20 protein-coding genes are annotated in these 16,833 nt (G+C 46.7%); 19 read left to right on the top strand and 1 reads right to left on the bottom strand.

Annotated features, from left to right (window positions below; genetic code table 11):
• Positions 1-21: 21 nt before the first annotated feature.
• The 3 genes from atpG to NYE28_RS19135 are packed head-to-tail and all read left to right on the top strand — an operon-like array spanning position 22 to position 2,754.
• Positions 22-885, top strand: coding sequence for an ATP synthase F1 subunit gamma (gene atpG / locus NYE28_RS19145; RefSeq protein ID WP_003151172.1), 864 nt, complete (start codon positions 22-24; stop codon positions 883-885).
• Positions 886-910: 25 nt separating this feature from the next.
• Positions 911-2,332 (top strand): F0F1 ATP synthase subunit beta, encoded by a 1,422-nt coding sequence (gene atpD / locus NYE28_RS19140; protein WP_003151173.1) that lies wholly within the window; start codon positions 911-913, stop codon positions 2,330-2,332.
• Positions 2,333-2,355: 23 nt separating this feature from the next.
• Positions 2,356-2,754: a F0F1 ATP synthase subunit epsilon gene (locus tag NYE28_RS19135; RefSeq protein ID WP_003151176.1), complete on the top strand. Its 399-nt coding sequence runs from the start codon at positions 2,356-2,358 to the stop codon at positions 2,752-2,754.
• A 44-nt stretch (positions 2,755-2,798) separates the two neighbouring features.
• On the opposite strand, the gene NYE28_RS19130 is transcribed toward NYE28_RS19135, so the two are convergent.
• On the bottom strand, positions 2,799-3,269 hold the full coding sequence (locus NYE28_RS19130; protein WP_007407595.1) for a hypothetical protein: 471 nt from the start codon (positions 3,267-3,269) through the stop codon (positions 2,799-2,801).
• Between the two features lie 172 nt (positions 3,270-3,441).
• On the opposite strand from NYE28_RS19130, the gene NYE28_RS19125 reads away from it, so the two are divergent.
• The 16 genes from NYE28_RS19125 to NYE28_RS19050 all read left to right on the top strand — a co-directional run bounded on the left by NYE28_RS19125 (position 3,442) and on the right by NYE28_RS19050 (position 16,724).
• Complete coding sequence (locus NYE28_RS19125; RefSeq protein ID WP_007614366.1) at positions 3,442-3,672, top strand: DUF1146 family protein; 231 nt, start codon at positions 3,442-3,444, stop codon at positions 3,670-3,672.
• Positions 3,673-3,813: 141 nt separating this feature from the next.
• A complete protein-coding gene (locus NYE28_RS19120; RefSeq protein WP_007614364.1) occupies positions 3,814-4,554 on the top strand; it encodes a YwmB family TATA-box binding protein in 741 nt (246 codons plus the stop codon).
• Between the two features lie 33 nt (positions 4,555-4,587).
• Positions 4,588-5,898: a UDP-N-acetylglucosamine 1-carboxyvinyltransferase gene (gene murA, locus NYE28_RS19115; protein WP_052827950.1), complete on the top strand. Its 1,311-nt coding sequence runs from the start codon at positions 4,588-4,590 to the stop codon at positions 5,896-5,898.
• 199 nt (positions 5,899-6,097) lie between these two features.
• The gene (gene spoIID / locus NYE28_RS19110; RefSeq protein ID WP_059367640.1) at positions 6,098-7,129 is read left to right on the top strand and encodes a stage II sporulation protein D; all 1,032 of its coding nucleotides are present in this window, start codon (positions 6,098-6,100) and stop codon (positions 7,127-7,129) included.
• 264 nt (positions 7,130-7,393) lie between these two features.
• Complete coding sequence (locus NYE28_RS19105) at positions 7,394-8,080, top strand: VWA domain-containing protein (protein WP_007407590.1); 687 nt, start codon at positions 7,394-7,396, stop codon at positions 8,078-8,080.
• A 309-nt stretch (positions 8,081-8,389) separates the two neighbouring features.
• Positions 8,390-9,070 (top strand): VWA domain-containing protein, encoded by a 681-nt coding sequence (locus NYE28_RS19100; RefSeq protein ID WP_012118657.1) that lies wholly within the window; start codon positions 8,390-8,392, stop codon positions 9,068-9,070.
• An 85-nt stretch (positions 9,071-9,155) separates the two neighbouring features.
• Positions 9,156-9,320, top strand: coding sequence for a hypothetical protein (locus NYE28_RS19095; RefSeq protein WP_007407587.1), 165 nt, complete (start codon positions 9,156-9,158; stop codon positions 9,318-9,320).
• Between the two features lie 94 nt (positions 9,321-9,414).
• On the top strand, positions 9,415-10,203 hold the full coding sequence (gene fdhD / locus NYE28_RS19090; RefSeq protein ID WP_015240754.1) for a formate dehydrogenase accessory sulfurtransferase FdhD: 789 nt from the start codon (positions 9,415-9,417) through the stop codon (positions 10,201-10,203).
• Between the two features lie 17 nt (positions 10,204-10,220).
• Positions 10,221-11,246: a GTP 3',8-cyclase MoaA gene (moaA, locus tag NYE28_RS19085; RefSeq protein ID WP_253600487.1), complete on the top strand. Its 1,026-nt coding sequence runs from the start codon at positions 10,221-10,223 to the stop codon at positions 11,244-11,246.
• Positions 11,247-11,436: 190 nt separating this feature from the next.
• Positions 11,437-12,567, top strand: a complete 1,131-nt coding sequence (locus tag NYE28_RS19080) for a tetratricopeptide repeat protein (RefSeq protein ID WP_007407584.1) — start codon at positions 11,437-11,439, stop codon at positions 12,565-12,567.
• Positions 12,568-12,688: 121 nt separating this feature from the next.
• Complete coding sequence (locus NYE28_RS19075; protein ID WP_012118654.1) at positions 12,689-13,168, top strand: hypothetical protein; 480 nt, start codon at positions 12,689-12,691, stop codon at positions 13,166-13,168.
• Between the two features lie 74 nt (positions 13,169-13,242).
• Positions 13,243-13,431 (top strand): CsbD family protein, encoded by a 189-nt coding sequence (locus tag NYE28_RS19070; RefSeq protein ID WP_003151197.1) that lies wholly within the window; start codon positions 13,243-13,245, stop codon positions 13,429-13,431.
• 353 nt (positions 13,432-13,784) lie between these two features.
• A complete protein-coding gene (ureA, locus tag NYE28_RS19065) occupies positions 13,785-14,102 on the top strand; it encodes an urease subunit gamma (protein WP_007407581.1) in 318 nt (105 codons plus the stop codon).
• Positions 14,099-14,473, top strand: a complete 375-nt coding sequence (ureB, locus tag NYE28_RS19060) for an urease subunit beta (RefSeq protein WP_076424650.1) — start codon at positions 14,099-14,101, stop codon at positions 14,471-14,473. Before ureA ends, ureB begins: the two co-directional genes overlap by 4 nt.
• The gene (gene ureC, locus NYE28_RS19055) at positions 14,470-16,179 is read left to right on the top strand and encodes an urease subunit alpha (RefSeq protein WP_012118651.1); all 1,710 of its coding nucleotides are present in this window, start codon (positions 14,470-14,472) and stop codon (positions 16,177-16,179) included. The genes ureB and ureC overlap by 4 nt, the downstream gene beginning before the upstream one ends.
• 140 nt (positions 16,180-16,319) lie before the next feature.
• Positions 16,320-16,724, top strand: a complete 405-nt coding sequence (locus NYE28_RS19050; protein ID WP_003151203.1) for an Rrf2 family transcriptional regulator — start codon at positions 16,320-16,322, stop codon at positions 16,722-16,724.
• The last annotated feature ends 109 nt before the right edge of the window (positions 16,725-16,833 follow it).

The raw sequence follows: 16,833 nt of genomic DNA, 5'->3' as shown, positions 1-16,833 counted from the left end.
AGAATAAAGGTGGTGAAATCTTTGGCCTCATTACGCGATATTAAGTCAAGGATCACGTCAACGAAAAAAACAAGCCAGATTACAAAAGCCATGCAGATGGTATCCGCTGCGAAGCTGAACCGTGCGGAAACCAACGCGAAGTCATTTGCTCCGTATATGGATAAGATCCAGGAGGTTGTGTTTAACGTCGGAAAAGGCGCGAAAAACGCGAAACACCCGATGCTTGTCTCAAGAGAAGTGAAAAAGACGGCGTATCTCGTCATTACGTCTGACCGCGGGCTTGCGGGTGCGTTTAACAGTTCGGTTTTGCGAAACGCTTACCGCACCATTCAAGAACGCCATCAGTCTAAAGATGAATACACGGTGATTGCAATCGGCAGAGTCGGCCGCGATTTCTTCAAAAAACGGGAAATGCCGATTTTGTCTGAGTTAGTGGGGCTTGGCGACGAGGTCACTTTTGCTCAGATTAAAGATTTGACCCGTCAGACGGTTCAAATGTTTATCGACGGCGCTTTTGATGAACTGCATTTGGTGTATAACCATTTCGTCAGTGCGATTTCACAGGAAGTGACGGAGAAAAAAGTGCTGCCTTTAACGGATTTCGGAACGAGCGGCGGGAAGCGCACGGCTTCTTACGAGTTCGAACCGGATGAAGAAGAGGTGCTCGAAGTGCTGCTTCCTCAATATGCGGAAAGCTTAATTTACGGCGCGCTTCTTGACAGTAAAGCAAGTGAACACGCTGCGAGAATGACAGCAATGAAAAATGCGACTGATAATGCGAAAGAACTCATTGATTCACTTTCGCTTTCATATAACCGCGCGCGTCAAGCGGCGATTACACAAGAAATTACCGAAATTGTCGGCGGTGCAGCCGCTTTAGAATAGAAAGATTTTGTCAGGAGGGATAGCGATGAAGAAAGGACGCGTAAGTCAGGTGCTTGGACCGGTTGTCGACGTACGTTTCGAGGACGGCCACTTGCCTGCGATTTATAATGCGATTAAAGTTTCACAGCCAGCTACAGGCGAAAATGAAGTAGGCATCGACCTAACGCTAGAGGTTGCTCTTCATTTAGGCGATGATACAGTCCGTACAATTGCCATGGCATCTACGGACGGAATTCAGCGCGGAATGGAAGCTGTTGATACAGGTGCGCCGATTTCCGTTCCTGTCGGTGATGTGACTCTCGGACGCGTATTTAACGTACTGGGAGATAAAATTGATTTAAATGAACCGCTGCCTGCGGATGCTCAAAAGGACCCGATCCACAGATCAGCTCCTTCATTCGATGAGCTTTCAACTGAGGTTGAAATTCTTGAAACGGGAATTAAGGTTGTTGACCTGCTCGCTCCTTACATCAAGGGCGGTAAAATCGGATTGTTCGGCGGCGCCGGCGTAGGTAAAACCGTATTAATCCAGGAATTAATCAACAACATCGCGCAAGAGCACGGCGGTATTTCCGTATTCGCCGGTGTAGGAGAGCGTACTCGTGAAGGGAACGACCTTTTCTACGAAATGAGCGATTCAGGCGTTATCAAGAAAACAGCCATGGTCTTCGGACAAATGAACGAGCCGCCGGGCGCACGTATGCGTGTAGCACTGACGGGTCTTACAATGGCTGAGCATTTCCGTGATAAACAAGGGCAGGACGTACTGTTCTTTATCGATAACATTTTCCGTTTCACACAAGCGGGTTCAGAGGTTTCCGCGCTTCTCGGCCGTATGCCTTCTGCGGTTGGTTATCAGCCGACGCTTGCGACAGAAATGGGTCAGCTTCAAGAGCGTATTACGTCTACAAACGTTGGTTCAGTTACATCTATCCAGGCGATCTACGTGCCTGCCGATGACTACACTGACCCGGCTCCGGCGACAACGTTCGCTCACTTGGATGCGACGACTAACCTTGAGCGTAAATTAACTGAAATGGGTATCTACCCTGCGGTTGATCCGCTGGCTTCCACTTCCCGCGCGCTTGCTCCGGAAATTGTCGGAGAAGAGCATTATGCGGTGGCGCGTGAAGTCCAGTCAACGCTTCAGCGTTACAAAGAACTTCAGGATATTATCGCGATTCTCGGTATGGACGAATTAGGTGAAGAAGACAAGCTTGTCGTTCACCGCGCACGCCGTATCCAGTTCTTCCTTTCTCAAAACTTCCACGTAGCTGAGCAGTTTACGGGACAAAAGGGTTCTTACGTGCCTGTTAAAGAAACGGTACGAGGCTTTAAAGAAATCCTTTCCGGTAAATATGACCATCTTCCGGAAGATGCATTCCGTCTTGTGGGACGCATTGAAGAAGTCATTGAGAATGCAAAAGAGATGGGTGTAGAAGTTTAATCTGGTCCTAGGAGGGTAAAAGCATGAAGACCGTTAAAGTCAATATCGTTACTCCCGACGGCCCAGTATATGATGCTGATATTGAAATGGTAAGTGTAAGAGCCGAGAGCGGTGATCTCGGTATCTTGCCTGGCCATATTCCGACCGTGGCTCCGCTTAAAATCGGCGCTGTCCGCCTTAAAAAAGACGGACAGACCGAATTGGCGGCTGTCAGCGGCGGATTTTTAGAAGTCCGTCCTGATCAGGTCACTATCCTTGCACAAGCCGCTGAAACAGCGGAAAGCATTGATAAAGAGCGCGCCCTTGCTGCGAAAAAGCGGGCGGAAGACCGTTTGAACAAACGATCAGATGATACTGACATTCGTCGGGCTGAGCTTGCGCTACAGCGGGCTGTAAACAGATTGGATGTTGCAGGAAACTAAAAAAGAATCCTTCTCGGCTGTCTGAGAAGGATTCTTTTTCTATATTAACGCATAAGAGATTCATAGACGCCGATAAGCGGATGATCCTCTTCTTTTTGCAGATATAAATGTTCGCAGCAGTTGTCGGTGTGCCACGTTTTGTTTCCTCTCCGCACACCCGTCGTATAGGCGCCGTCCGTATACGGATAAGGTTTGACGACCCATTCGGCATCGTCATGGTGTCTGATGGCGCAATCGATGACATACACACTGAGCATTTTCTCAAATTCGTCAATCGGCAGGTTCCAATCCGCCAAAAGCAGCTCTTGTATGCTGCGGAAGTAAAGAGCTTCCACTTCCAGCAGGCTGCCGCGTGAATAATCAAGAGAAATGTTGAAAAACTGACATAATTCTTTCAGTTCCTCTGTTTGAGACTGTCTATAATCATAGTAGAATGCTATCGCTTCCCACTCGTGGTCAAATACGGGAAGTGTTTCTCCATACTGCTTTTCCGGATGAAAAAAGGAATGATTCATATTCCCATCTCCTTTCCAAAAAAGTATATCATGCCGGAGAACGGACATTTAAGCGGGGATTGCCCCTAATTTTGGATAAAAATTCTGATGTAAAAATGATCATCTTTCTCTCTTCTTCTTATATAATAAGAGAGGATATGAGGGGCGGAAAAAATGAAAGGAGATGGGATTTGTGAATGTATTGGGGCAGCAGGCCGCAATCAGCATCCTGGTTCACCTGGTATGCATTGCGGTGACATGGTGGGCGCTTCAGGCCGTCAACTTTGATCCGCTGATCCGAAAAGGAAAAATAGTGCAGGCGAGGCTGCTGATCATTCTTCTTACCATTGCGATCGGTACGGCAGTCGCTGATTTCTTTTTAGATTATCTTACCTATTCGAAACAGCTTCCATACTTATTTTAAGATGTTTCGTCTGTTGAAATGAAGGGAATCGCTGGGTGAGAAACCAATTTTTCTTCACCCGCTTGGCGAGTTTTGACGAAGTTTTCCATGTATTGCTTTCCCCGGCTCCGGCAAAAATGGGAGTAAGGGGGAGAGATCGATATGAAGAAAAAAAGAGCAGGCCGCATCATCTTGTTTTTTGTTTTTTTAAGCGCCTTAATAGCGGTATTTCATTCCATTCATGCAAGTGAGCTGTCTCCGCTTGCCCAGATTGCCGAAGGAATGGAGCGGCAACAGGTCACTGTAGATGAATGGACGCTTCATGCGAAAAAAAATCTGAACCTGTCACTGAGTGAATTTGATGACAAGGTAAAAGAACTGAAGACGCAGTATCCGCAATATCATTGGGAATCCGCGCGGGAAGATAAAATCGTAAAGGCCGTCGGCACGTATTCTGACAAAAAAAATCACACAACTTTTAAACTGCAGCTCGTCACTACCCTCAAAAACCAGAACCCAACTTCGTATTTATTATATGAGCAAATGAGCCCGGAGCAACCGGAAAACTGGAATGATACATATGAACAGTTTGAACGGCAGGCACATGACATATTTCAAAATAAAGTATTTATTTTTACTTGTCTTAAGGGTCATTTAAATGATAATATGAGTATTGTTTTGCAAAAAAAAGCAGAACAGCTCATGAAAGAATTTGAAGCAAGTCCAGTTGAACATGTAGTTGAGCCTCATTTCGTTTCTGTTTCTGCATTTACATATAAGTGGACAGATTACATCATGACATCGAAACATAAGATGAATGTGCAAGTTGCGCTTAGAAGTGCGGGAATGGGCGAAAAACATACCGTTACGGTTGGCACACCAATCGTGACGACTGAATATTAATATAGAGAATATAGGGACGCGGAGGGGAATACCTTGGAAAAAATCATCGTCCGCGGCGGTCAGAAGTTAAACGGCACAGTGAAAGTTGAAGGAGCAAAAAATGCCGTTTTACCAGTTATCGCTGCATCTTTATTAGCAAGTGAAGAAAAAAGCGTAATATGTGATGTACCTACGCTCTCCGATGTATATACAATTAATGAAGTGTTGCGTCATTTAGGAGCAGATGTGCATTTTGAGAATAATGAAGTTACCGTAAACGCTTCTTATGCTTTAGAAACAGAAGCACCTTTTGAATATGTGCGCAAAATGCGCGCGTCAGTGCTTGTTATGGGCCCTCTGTTAGCCCGTACGGGTCATTCAAGAGTAGCGCTTCCGGGCGGCTGCGCAATCGGCTCAAGACCGATTGATCAGCATTTAAAAGGCTTTGAAGCAATGGGTGCAAAAATCAAAGTAGGCAACGGCTTTATTGAAGCAGAAGTGGAAGGCCGTCTGCAGGGCGCAAAAATCTATTTAGATTTCCCAAGTGTGGGTGCGACAGAAAACTTGATTATGGCAGCTGCTTTAGCTGAAGGAACAACAACGCTTGAAAACGTGGCAAAAGAGCCTGAAATCGTTGACTTAGCGAACTATATCAATGCGATGGGCGGAAAAATCCGCGGAGCCGGCACAGGCACCATTAAAATTGAAGGTGTCGAGAAGCTTCACGGCGTAAGACACAACATCATTCCTGACCGTATTGAAGCGGGTACTTTCATGGTGGCTGCGGCGATCACGGAAGGAAATGTATTAGTCAAAGGTGCGGTTCCAGAGCATCTTACGTCTTTAATTGCGAAGATGGAAGAAATGGGAGTCAAAATTACGGATGAAGGAGAAGGCCTTCGTGTCATCGGTCCTGCCCAGCTGAAGCCGATCGACATTAAAACGATGCCTCACCCAGGATTCCCGACTGATATGCAGTCGCAAATGATGGCGCTGCTTCTCCGTGCGAGCGGAACAAGCATGATTACTGAAACTGTGTTTGAAAACCGTTTTATGCATGCTGAAGAATTCCGCCGGATGAATGGCGACATTAAAATTGAAGGACGTTCTGTGATCATTAACGGTCCTGTACAGCTGCAAGGCGCAGAAGTTGCCGCTACGGACCTGCGTGCGGGCGCGGCGCTGATTCTTGCGGGATTAGTGGCTGAAGGTCATACACGCGTCACGGAACTGAAGCACTTGGATCGCGGTTATGTGAATTTCCATCAAAAACTTGCGGCTCTCGGCGCTGACATCGAGCGTGTCGTTGATGAAACGGCCGCTGAACAAGAAAACAAAGAAGTCGTAACTGACCTAAACGCATAATGGCTGTAAAAACAGTATGTCAATCTGGCATACTGTTTTTTTATGGTTTATCATCATTATTATGCTCTGATTTCCAAAAAAGAATACGTTTTTCGCGTGAAAAATGGAATAAAGATTCTGTCCAAAAGGAAGTCATATTAGCTTGTCCCTGCCCATAAGATGAAGTAGAGTCGAATCCCAAGCAGGAGGCAGCTGATATATGAAACCGATTGTATTTCTACTATCCGGGCTGTGTATACTTATTCTTCTAGTCCCCACCATTCTCGTCCTTCCGTTTCAGGCAGAAAAAGGAGCAGCCGTAAACAGAGAGCCCGGACACAAAACAGCACACACCACACGAGAAACAAAAGGAGCAGTAACATTGAAAGAATCACCTGTATCCATTCCGGTTTATCGGACATCCAATCATTCTGTAGAAAATATTCCGCTTGAAGAGTACGTGATCGGTGTCGTGGCTTCCGAAATGCCCGCAGATTTTAAACCGGAGGCCTTAAAAGCCCAGGCGCTGGCCGCCCGGACATTCATCGTCAGACTGATGGTCGCTGACTCAGCCGTCCAGGCGCCGAAAGGATCACTGGTGGATGATACGCAAATGTTCCAAGTCTATCAAAGCAAAAGCCAGCTGAAAAAAGAATGGGGTTCTAAGTACGCACACAACCTCAAGAAAATCACAAACGCGGTGGCCGGCACGCAAGGAAAGATTTTAACGTACGATAACAAGCCGATTGAGGCATCTTTCTTCTCTACGAGCAACGGGTATACGGAAAATGCGGAAGCCTATTGGACAAGCGCCATTCCTTATTTAAAAAGCGTGAAAAGTCCGTGGGATAAGCAATCGCCGAAATATCTTGCCACCCAGACCTTCAGTGTGCCGGAGTTTCAGCAAAAGCTCGGCGTACAGCTCTCGGGACAAAACACGGTGGGACAGATTACAGCCAGAACGCCGGGCCATCAAGTGGCAACGGCCGTCATCAACGGCAAAAAGCTGAAGGGAAGAGACATCCGGGAAAAACTCGGACTCCGTTCTGCCGACTTTGAATGGAAACGAAACGGCGGCAGCATCACCATTACGACAAAAGGATTCGGCCACGGCGTCGGCATGAGCCAGTACGGGGCCAATTACATGGCGGAGCAGGGAAAATCAGTGGCGGACATCGTCAAGCATTATTATCAGGGAGTAGACATTTCCGAAGCAGATTCATTTTTAAACAAATATATGGCGAAAAAATAGACGCTTTCATGAGCGTCTTTTTTTTTGAAAACTATTCCATAAACGGTAAAGCAACCAACAGACTCATATAACGAAAGCCTAAAGGCTGACAAATGTCGATTGAAGGCTGAGCGCCGGGTGTAAATCACTGATAAAAATGCCGCTTCTATGTGAATATACGCAAAAATAATGAGGAACGCCGTCCTATTTATTTCCCTTTTCATCTCATTTACGATAAATATTGTTCGGCGTTGAACGTAAATCTATTGAAAAGGGGAAAAAGCAATGAAAAAAACATTTTCACTCATACTCATGCTCGGATTGATGCTGACTGCTGCATCTCCTGCTTTTGCTGCCGAGAATGCAAACGAGAAGACTCTTTCATTTAAAAACAATACCGCCATTTTACTTGATGCGAGCGGCAGTATGGCAAAACGGATTGACGGTGTTTCTAAATACAACATGGCAAAAGAAGAAATTGTCCGTTTTGCGGATCAAATTAAATCTAAATCACAGGTCAGAATGACGGTTTTCGGTTCGGAAGGCAATAATAAAAACTCCGGAAAGGTTCAATCTTGTGAATCCATTCGCGGTGTGTACGGGTTCCAAAGGTTTGACAGACAGAGCTTCCTTAACTCTCTTAACGGAATCGGGCCTACGGGCTGGACACCGATTGCAAAAGCATTAGAGGATGCGAAGGCTTCCTTTACCGGTTTGCACAAACTTGGCAGTAAATCCGTTTTCCTGTTGACGGACGGCGAGGAGACATGCGGAGGAGATCCTGTTAAGACAGCGAAAGAACTTCGTAAACAGCATATTAAAGTCAACGTGATCGGCTTTGACTTTAAGGAAGGCTTCAACGGCCAGCTTCACGAGATTGCCAAAGCGGGCGGAGGAAAATATTACGAAGCTCACAGCCAAAAGGATATGAACCGCATCTTTACAATGGCAGCGAGTTCATTAGCGGAATAAGAAAAGGTGCCGTTTATCGGCCCTTTTTTTTATTTTTATTTAACAAAAATTTCAAGAAAAGATGAAGAGAAAACTGTAAAAAGAATCAGATTCCGGACTTATATTACAAAAAGGGCGAAAAAGGCATTAAATCTGTCATCATTTATCCAATCTTTTTAGGATGATGCGCATAATTCTGTTCATTTTTAACGGCGTACAGCCGCTTATACAAAAGGAATCCCGCCCTATATCTTTTTGCATACTCGTCATCTAGCATAGAGAAGAGCCGGGGGCCCATCGGCCAAAAACAAACGGAGAGGAATGAAGGAAATGAAAAAAATGTTCACTGCGGGGATTGTCGGACTTTTGACGCTTTCACTCGGATCACCTGTTTTTGCAGCTGAGAAAAAGCACGAAGAAACAAACGTTGCCGTGCTGTTTGACGCAAGCGGAAGCATGATACAAAAAACAGGGGGAGAGCGTAAAATAGATGTCGCGAAAGAGTCTGTCACTTCTTTTGCGGAAGTTCTTCCTGAAGACACGAATCTGATGCTTCGGGTATTCGGGCATAAGGGCAATAATAAAAACTCAGGCAAAGCCGTATCATGTAATGCGACAGAAACGTTATACGGCCTTCAGCCGTACGCCGTGACTCCATTTGAGCAATCACTCAGCAAGATTAAACCGACCGGCTGGACACCGATTGCGAAAGCGCTTTCTGATACGCGTGAAGAATTTGAGCGGGCCGGCGCCACGGGGAAAAACGTCGTATATCTGATCACAGACGGTGAAGAAACATGCGGCGGTAATCCTCAGGCCGAAATTCAAAAGCTCCGTAAAGCGAACGTCAACACGATCGTCAATATCATCGGCTTCAACTTCGGCATGAAAGGAAGCGAAAGCCTTGAAAAAGCGGCGGAAGCGGGAGGCGGCACATATGTCTCAGCTGACAGCGCGGACGAGTTCAAACAGGCTTGGGAAGACGCTGCAAAGGATTTAGCAAAAGAATAGGTTAAAAAAGGACGCCCGCGCGGCGTCTTTTTTGTTTAGAAAACGGAACCGCGGGAATGATACGGATAAAAGGAGATGAACGCTGTTGTTAAAAGGAGCAGGCATTATATTAGTGCTGGCGGCAGTCGTTTTTGTTCTGATGGGAATTTTTCTGAAGCTTGCCGCCTTCATATTCGTCAGTATATTGGCCATTATCGCCGCAGTTATTTTATTCACCATTCTGAGCAGACATCATCGCAATGAAACATAGAGTCCTAAGAGGGCTCTTTTTTAAAACCGCAAATTCGACAAAATACAGGGATTGTGGAAGAATAAAAGAGAAGGATACTGCGGAGGGGAAAACAGTGGATGAAAAAACAACAGCGGTAAGAGACATATACCGCTATGAAAAAGGGGTATTAACAAAGACGGCAGATCGGATGGTTTCAGAGTATCCGCTGACCGTCATGGTGAACGGGCAGGAATTTGTTACGCTCGTCTGCACGCCTGACCATTTAGAGGAACTCGTCATCGGATTTCTCGCATCAGAAGGCGTCATTCGTTTTGAAAAAGAAATCAAAAGCTTTACTATAGATGAAAGTCTCGGGTTTGCATATGTTGAACTGACGAATCCCGGAGTGCTTGAGCAAAAAGACTATACGAAGAGGGTCATCGGTTCATGCTGCGGGAAAGGCCGCCATTTTTACTTTCAGCAGGATGTGAAAACGGCCAAAACCGCCGTCAGCCGTATCACTATAACTCCTGAGACGTGCCTTCGCCTGATGAAGGAGATGCAAAGCGGGAGCGGCACCTTTCAGGAAACGGGCGGCGTCCATAATGCGGCGCTGTGCGATACGGAAAAGCTGCTCTTTATGAGGACGGATATCGGGCGCCACAACGCGCTGGATAAGCTGTACGGCTGCTGTTTGAAAAACGGAATGCCGGTCCGTGACAAGCTGATCGTCTTCAGCGGCCGGATTTCCTCGGAGGTTTTATTAAAAGCCGCAAAAATCGGCGTGTCGATTGTCATTTCAAAATCGGCGCCGACGGAGCTCGCGCTGCAAATGGCGGAAGAGTTGAACATAACCGCGATAGGTTTTGTCAGAAACGGATCATTTAACGTATACACACATCCTGAACGGGTTGAACAATAGAAAGGGGTCTTGGGCTTATGAATACAGAAACGCGCCGGGTGACAGACAAAAGGGAAAGGCCGCTCAGGGATCTTCGTATCTCTGTAACCGACCGCTGCAACTTCAGATGCACGTACTGTATGCCAGCCGAATTATTCGGACCGGATTATCCATTTTTACAAAAGACGGAATTGCTCTCCTTCGAGGAGCTTGAGCGGCTTGCGAAGCTGTTTGTCGGCTGCTTCGGCGTTGAAAAAATCAGGCTGACGGGCGGAGAGCCGCTCATGAGAAAAGATATGCCTGAATTGATCAAAAAACTTGCGCGCATCCCCGGACTTAAAGATATCGCGATGACGACAAACGGCTCTCTGCTTCCCGTGTATGCGGAAAAACTGAAGCAGGCGGGGCTGCATCGCGTGACAGTCAGCCTCGATTCTTTAGAGGATGAGCGGTTTAAGGCCATTAACGGCCGCGGGGTTTCGGTGAACAAGGTGCTTGAGGGCATTGAGGCGGCAAAAGCGGCCGGACTCGGTGTGAAAATCAATATGGTTGTTCAAAAGGGCGTCAATGAAAAAGATATCCTGCCGATGGCCCGCTATTTTAAAGAAAAGGGTCATATTCTCCGGTTTATTGAATTTATGGATGTAGGCAATACGAATCAATGGAATAAAAAAGACGTGATCACGAAGGCAGAGATTATTGATCTGATCAACCAGCACATGCCGACGGAGCCGATAGAAGCGAATTATAAAGGAGAGGTCGCTTCCAGGTTCCGCTATCTTGACGGTTCCGGCGAAATCGGCGTGATTTCCTCCGTCTCGGATGCATTCTGCGCCTCCTGCAACAGAGCGCGCCTGTCGGCGAGAGGCGAGCTGTTTACGTGCCTGTTTGCGTCAAGCGGCTATGATGTTCGGAAACTCGTGCGCGGCGGTCTGACCGATGATGAATTGACGGAATCCATCGCTTCTGTCTGGAGAAATCGCACGGATCAGTATTCAATTGACCGCGCGCTTTCTAAAACGGATGGGAAAAAGAAAGTGGAAATGTCTTATATAGGCGGATGAAGAAAAGCTTGCCCGGACAAGGGCAGGCTTTTTTATTCACAATATGAGAGCGGTCTGTTCAAAAAATACCGATGACAGCCGAAATATATGATAGGAATTTTGATGCAGGACAATCAAGTTATGCAATTCCAAAGCCATACAATATGTTAAAATATAACCAATAGAAATTAGAAAAGGTTGTGAAAGGGGCATGACCGCATACGAGATTCCGTCATCTCAAGTTGGAGTCAAGATCAACAAATGGTACAAGCACATTTTAGCGTTTCAAGCGGCTGATGCCATAAAGCTGAAAGAGGAAATTGATGAGGATATACAACGTATGGAGGAAGACCAGCTGCTGCTGTTATATTATCAGCTGATCAGCTACCGCCATCATATTATGCTTGATTACGTCAAGCCGGAATGCACCGAACAATCACAGATTCAGTACAGCGAGCTGCAAAAGACGATCGAAAGCACGGACAGCATATCGGGACTGTCTGAGTATTATTTCCATTTGTTCAGAGGGATGTATGAATTCGATCACAATAACTATGTTGCGGCTATTTCTTTTTACCGGAAAGCGGAAAAACTCCTTTCATTTGTCGAGGATGATATAGAGAGGGCGGAATTCCATTTCAAGATGTCTGAAGTGTTTTATGTCATGAAGCAGACTCATTTTTCCATGAATCACGGGATTCAGGCGCTGGATACGTATATGAAACACGATTTCTACAGAGTGCGGAGAATTCAATGCCATTTCGTCATCTCAGGAAACTACATCGACTGCAAAAACTACGACAAAGCGCTTGAGCATTTAGACGAAGCCCTCCGCCTTTCTTTGCTTGAAGGACAGCCCCGCCTGATCGGGTCTTCGCTTTACAATCTGGGGAATTGTTATTCTGAAAAGCGAGATCTGGATGAAGCGGCCCGGTACTTTAGAAAAGCGGTTCCCGTTTTTGAAGAGCATCAGCTTGAACAGCTTCCGAAGGCGCTGTTCAGCTTAACGCACACCCTTTTCAGGCTGCATGATGACCAAGCGGCCCTTACCTATTATGAAAGAGGGGTCATGATCGCGAAAGAACGGGGCGATCGATTCAGTTTAGAGAAGTATAAGTTTTTACAAGCGCTTTATTTGGAGTCACTCAATATGGATTTAATCCATGAAGTGTTTGACTATATGAATGAAAAATCGCTGTATGTGTATATTGAAGATTTCGCCTTGGAGGCCGCCGTTTACACAAGCGCACATGAGCAATATAAAGAAGCGGCGTATTTTTATGAAAAAGCGATTCGCATGAGAGAAAACATTCAAAAAGAACAGTGTTTATACGATATATAATTTTCTTAACCATCTGATCAGCAGATGGTTATTTTTTTATGCACATCATAACGTTTGACCATAGAAAAAAACGGAAAAATCGCAAAAGAGAGAAAAAAGTATGATGGGAAGGAGGGATTTGTTGTTCGGATTCAATGATATGATAAAGTTTTTTGTATCATTTCTCATCATTCTGCCGATGGTGTCTGTCATCCATGTGGCGGGACACAGCTTTATGGCCATGCTGTTCGGAGGCAAGGCATCATTGGATATCGGAATGGGGAAACGTCTTTTAAAAGTAGGGCCGATTCAGGTTCGGCGTATCTACTTCATAGATTCTTTCTGCAAGTTCGGCGAATTGCGGATAGATAACCGTCTGACGAGCGCGCTCGTCTATTCCGGAGGCTGTCTGTTTAATCTCGCTTCTATCTTTTTAATAAATCTGCTGATCATAAAAGATGTCCTCGAGCCAAACTTATTTTTTTACCAATTTGTCTATTTTTCAACTTATTATGTTTTCTTTGCCCTTCTGCCGGTGCAATACGGGGATAATAAGCTGTCAGACGGATTGGCTGTTTACAAAGTGCTCCGCTACGGGGAACGCTGTGAAATCAATAATTGAGAGTTGAAATGTTTGCTATCAGGCTGAAAGGGAAGAAAACAAGTACACAGAACAAAAAAGGAGTTGAAGAGATCATGAGTGAAGATAACGGTTTAAAAGACAAAGTAAAAGGCGGCATGAACAAAATGAAAGGGGAAGCAAAGGACAAAGCAGGCGACATGGCAAACAAGTCCGACTTAAAAGCGGAAGGTAAAAAAGACAAAGCGAAAGGCAGCCTGCAAAAGGGTGTCGGCAAAACGAAAGATAAACTCAGTGATGATTAATTTGATAGTGAAACACAGCAAAAGCCCAAAATATTTTGGGCTTTTTGTTATGAGAAATGACAAAAATTCCAGTTCATTTGGTTAATATTCACTAAATTTTGAAATATTCTATAAATTCCTCAGCAATTTCTTTATAATATTCACAAAGAATGTAACCTTTCTTCACATTTGATTAAACGTTTGTTGAAGAAAAAAATGAGAAATCGGTAATTTCTGCAAAAGGAATCGGGCCGTTCACCGTCGAATAACTTTTATCACTTAACATTTCATGAGGTGAAGGGGGTGACGGCCGCCTGCATCGTTTCGGTATGACCATGCGGATTGTGTTTGACTATCACTAAGGGGGAATACAGATGAAACTGACACCGGTTGAACAAGAAAAATTGCTTATTTTTACGGCGGGAGAGCTCGCTAAGCAGCGGAAGGCGCGCGGCGTTCTGCTGAATTATCCCGAAGCCGCCGCATATTTGACCTGCTATCTGATGGAAGGCGCGAGAGACGGAAAAAGCGTTGCTGAGCTGATGGAATCCGGCCGCAATGTATTGACGGAAAAAGATGTTATGGAAGGCGTTCCGGAAATGCTGGACAGCATTCAGGTGGAAGCGACGTTCCCGGACGGGGTTAAGCTTGTCACCGTTCATCAGCCGATCAAAGCGGAGGTGAAGTCATGAAGCCGGGAGCGATTCAAGTCGCAAGGGGAACCATCACCATTAACGAAGGCCGGAAGACGCTGGAGGTGTCAGTCACCAATAACGGAACACGGTCAGTGCAGGTAGGATCGCATTTTCATTTTGCCGAAGCCAACGGCGCCCTTTCCTTCAATCGGGACAAAGCAATCGGCATGCGCCTTGATATCCCGTCAGGCACATCTGTCCGTTTTGAACCGGGAGAAGAGAAAACCGTCACGCTCGTGGAAATCGGAGGGCGAAAAACGGTCAGAGGTCTCAACGGCATGGCCGATACGTATATGGATGAGCGGGGAAAAGAGAAGACTCTGTCAAATCTTAAAAAAGCCGGATGGATGGAGGAGGCGATCCGATGAAAATGTCACGCGAGCAATACGCAGAACTGTTCGGACCGACAACGGGAGACAAAGTCAGACTCGGAGATACGGATTTATGGATTGAAGTCGAAAAAGATTTCACGAATTACGGTGAAGAAATGATTTTCGGCGGAGGGAAAACAATCCGGGACGGCATGGGGCAGAACGGGCGTATCACCGGGAAAGACGGAGCGCTTGATCTGGTCATTACAAACGCCGTTATCCTGGATTATACCGGAATCGTCAAGGCGGATATCGGGGTGAAGGACGGCCGGATTGTCGGCGTCGGAAAAAGCGGCAATCCTGATATCATGGATGGGGTGGACCCGTACATGATTATCGGTGCCGGAACAGAAGTCATTTCCGGCGAAGGGAAAATTGTAACGGCCGGCGGGGTGGATACGCATATCCACTTTATCTGCCCGCAGCAGATGGAAGTCGCGCTTTCTTCAGGCGTGACCACGCTTCTCGGCGGCGGAACGGGTCCTGCGACGGGAAGTAAAGCGACGACTTGTACATCCGGTGCATGGTACATGTCGAGAATGCTGGAAGCGGCCGAGGAGTTTCCGATCAACGTCGGTTTCTTAGGAAAAGGGAATGCATCCGATAAAGCGCCGCTGATCGAGCAGGTGGAAGCAGGCGCGATCGGCCTGAAGCTGCATGAAGATTGGGGATCAACGCCAAGCGCCATTAAAGCTTGCATGGAAGCAGCGGATGAGGCGGACATTCAGGTGGCGATCCACACAGACACGATAAATGAAGCGGGCTTTTTAGAAAATACGCTTGATGCGATCGGCGACCGGGTTATCCATACATATCACATAGAGGGAGCCGGCGGAGGCCACGCACCGGATATTATGAAACTCGCATCTTACGCCAATATCCTGCCGTCCTCTACGACGCCGACGATCCCGTATACCGTCAACACGATGGACGAGCATCTTGATATGATGATGGTCTGCCATCATTTAGATTCAAAAGTGCCTGAAGACGTGGCGTTCAGTCATTCACGCATCAGAGCGGCCACCATTGCGGCGGAGGATATTCTGCACGATATCGGCGCGATCAGCATGACGTCATCTGACTCGCAGGCGATGGGCAGGGTGGGAGAAGTGATTATCCGGACATGGCAGGTGGCCGATAAAATGAAAAAACAGCGCGGCGCTCTATCAGGAGAAAACGGCAATGACAATGTGCGCGCCAAACGCTATATCGCCAAATACACGATCAACCCGGCCGTCACTCACGGCCTGAGCCATGAAGTCGGTTCCGTTGAAAAAGGAAAGCTCGCCGACCTTGTACTATGGGACCCGGTTTTCTTCGGCGTCAAACCTGAACTTGTGCTCAAAGGCGGCATGATCGCCCGCGCCCAGATGGGAGATCCGAATGCTTCCATTCCGACGCCTGAGCCCGTGTTTATGCGGCAGATGTACGCATCATACGGTAAAGCAAACCGAAATACCTCTATTACATTTATGTCCCAGGCCGGTATCGCAAACGGTGTGCCGGAAAAGCTCGGCCTTGAAAAAATGATTTCTCCCGTACGGAATATCCGTAAGCTGAGTAAGCTCGACATGAAGCTGAATGACGCGATGCCGAATATACAAGTCGATCCGAAAACCTATCAGGTGTTCGCCGACGGAGAAGAGCTGGCATGCCAGCCCGTCAGCTATGTTCCGCTCGGACAGCGTTATTTCTTATTTTAATCCCTCTTCGGCCGGTTTCCCGCCGGCCTGTTTACCCTCTATTGCCAACTTGATTTCATCCTGCCGCCCGTTTTAGTGTATATTAGTAGATGACAAACAAATGAAATGTAACTATTGTGGTTACAACGGTGGTGAAAAACATGATTAACAGCCGTCTTGCTGTGGCCATTCACATTCTATCGCTGATCTCAACGGATGAACGGGCGTCATCGGATATGATTGCGGGCAGCGTAAACACCAATCCCGTCGTCGTGCGGAGAACGATCAGCCAGCTGAAAAAAGCGGGTATTCTGACATCCCGGGCGGGTGTTCCGGGAGCCAGCCTGAAAAAAGATCCGTCGGAGATCACCCTCTTAGAGGTTTACAGGGCGGTGCAGAATAAGGAAGAGCTTTTTGCGGTTCACGACAATCCGAACCCCGACTGTCCGGTCGGCAAAAATATTCAGCGCGCGCTCGATGAGACGTTCGGAAGCGTACAGCGGGCAATGGAGAATGAACTTGCGAGCAAGTCCCTTTATGATGTAATGAATCATCTCTTTTGTTAAAAAGAGATTGGTTCATGCCGCTAGCGGTGTAACAAAAATGGTTACAAGGGATAATGAGGAAATCACGGTTTTGGCCCCATATTCAGACAAGCCTGGATGCGGGATTGCG

This window comes from Bacillus sp. FSL R5-0443 (assembly GCF_038608285.1).
Lineage (GTDB): Bacteria > Bacillota > Bacilli > Bacillales > Bacillaceae > Bacillus > Bacillus velezensis.
This window is presented reverse-complemented; position numbering and strand designations above follow the sequence as displayed.

Coding starts and splice junctions, on each gene's coding strand:
- NYE28_RS19120 (WP_007614364.1), top strand. CDS start 3,814: ATGAAGAAAAAAAGAGCAGGCCGCATCATCTTGTTTTTTGTTTTTTTA.
- NYE28_RS19070 (WP_003151197.1), top strand. CDS start 13,243: ATGAGTGAAGATAACGGTTTAAAAGACAAAGTAAAAGGCGGCATGAAC.
- NYE28_RS19080 (WP_007407584.1), top strand. CDS start 11,437: ATGACCGCATACGAGATTCCGTCATCTCAAGTTGGAGTCAAGATCAAC.
- spoIID (WP_059367640.1), top strand. CDS start 6,098: ATGAAACCGATTGTATTTCTACTATCCGGGCTGTGTATACTTATTCTT.
- atpD (WP_003151173.1), top strand. CDS start 911: ATGAAGAAAGGACGCGTAAGTCAGGTGCTTGGACCGGTTGTCGACGTA.
- NYE28_RS19135 (WP_003151176.1), top strand. CDS start 2,356: ATGAAGACCGTTAAAGTCAATATCGTTACTCCCGACGGCCCAGTATAT.
- NYE28_RS19105 (WP_007407590.1), top strand. CDS start 7,394: ATGAAAAAAACATTTTCACTCATACTCATGCTCGGATTGATGCTGACT.
- ureA (WP_007407581.1), top strand. CDS start 13,785: ATGAAACTGACACCGGTTGAACAAGAAAAATTGCTTATTTTTACGGCG.
- NYE28_RS19100 (WP_012118657.1), top strand. CDS start 8,390: ATGAAAAAAATGTTCACTGCGGGGATTGTCGGACTTTTGACGCTTTCA.
- NYE28_RS19130 (WP_007407595.1), bottom strand. CDS start 3,269: ATGAATCATTCCTTTTTTCATCCGGAAAAGCAGTATGGAGAAACACTT.
- ureB (WP_076424650.1), top strand. CDS start 14,099: ATGAAGCCGGGAGCGATTCAAGTCGCAAGGGGAACCATCACCATTAAC.
- moaA (WP_253600487.1), top strand. CDS start 10,221: ATGAATACAGAAACGCGCCGGGTGACAGACAAAAGGGAAAGGCCGCTC.
- NYE28_RS19050 (WP_003151203.1), top strand. CDS start 16,320: ATGATTAACAGCCGTCTTGCTGTGGCCATTCACATTCTATCGCTGATC.
- ureC (WP_012118651.1), top strand. CDS start 14,470: ATGAAAATGTCACGCGAGCAATACGCAGAACTGTTCGGACCGACAACG.